At 46.6% G+C, this 891-nt stretch carries 6 tRNA genes and 1 rRNA gene; all 7 read left to right on the top strand.

What is annotated here, in order from left to right:
- The first annotated feature begins 219 nt into the window (after positions 1–219).
- Positions 220–334: ribosomal RNA gene (rrf, locus tag LQ609_RS12535) — 5S ribosomal RNA — on the top strand.
- A 30-nt stretch (positions 335–364) separates the two neighbouring features.
- Positions 365–440 (top strand) — tRNA-Val (locus LQ609_RS12540).
- 6 nt (positions 441–446) lie between these two features.
- Positions 447–522: transfer RNA gene (locus LQ609_RS12545), tRNA-Thr, on the top strand.
- Positions 523–529: 7 nt separating this feature from the next.
- Positions 530–602, top strand: a tRNA-Lys gene (locus LQ609_RS12550).
- Between the two features lie 2 nt (positions 603–604).
- Positions 605–686, top strand: a tRNA-Leu gene (locus tag LQ609_RS12555).
- A 31-nt stretch (positions 687–717) separates the two neighbouring features.
- Positions 718–792: transfer RNA gene (locus LQ609_RS12560), tRNA-Gly, on the top strand.
- A gap of 6 nt (positions 793–798) precedes the next feature.
- Positions 799–887 (top strand) — tRNA-Leu (locus LQ609_RS12565).
- Positions 888–891: the final 4 nt, after the last annotated feature.

Raw genomic sequence — 891 nt, forward strand, 5'->3', positions numbered from 1 at the left:
GATCGAAGACTTAATCAAAATTTTTAACTCGGTTTAACGCCGTAAAATCTGCTTACTATCTAGTTTTGAATGTGCAATACATTCTAATAGTTATTGCGAAGAGAAAACGCTTATAGACGACGAATCACAATGGATGACAAATGAGTTTACTCAGGTAAATGAATGCGAAAGCCAGTAGTGATGAGGAAGTATGTGAACGCTTGTCTCAAGCAACATTTGTCTGGTGACGATAGCAAAGAGGTCACACCTGTTCCCATGCCGAACACAGAAGTTAAGCTCTTTAGCGCCGATGGTAGTTGGGCTTACGTTCCGCGAGAGTAGGACGTTGCCGGGCAAATAATAATTATACATATGTTATTAAAATGGAGAATTAGCTCAGCTGGGAGAGCATCTGCCTTACAAGCAGAGGGTCGGCGGTTCGAACCCGTCATTCTCCACCATTTTAAGCCGGCCTAGCTCAACTGGTAGAGCAACTGACTTGTAATCAGTAGGTTGGGGGTTCAAGTCCTCTGGCCGGCACCATTTTTTAGAGCCATTAGCTCAGTTGGTAGAGCATCTGACTTTTAATCAGAGGGTCAGAGGTTCGAATCCTCTATGGCTCATAGCGGGTGTGGCGGAATTGGCAGACGCACTAGACTTAGGATCTAGCGCCGCAAGGCGTGGGGGTTCGACTCCCTTCACCCGCATTTTATTAATATGATTCAAGCATTTAATCTTGCAGAAGTAGTTCAGCGGTAGAATACAACCTTGCCAAGGTTGGGGTCGCGGGTTCGAATCCCGTCTTCTGCTCCATTATTTGCCGGGGTGGCGGAACTGGCAGACGCACAGGACTTAAAATCCTGCGGTAAGTGATTACCGTACCGGTTCGATTCCGGTCCTCGGCACCATTTT

This window comes from Mammaliicoccus sp. G-M28 (assembly GCF_022386595.1).
Lineage (GTDB): Bacteria > Bacillota > Bacilli > Staphylococcales > Staphylococcaceae > Mammaliicoccus > Mammaliicoccus fleurettii.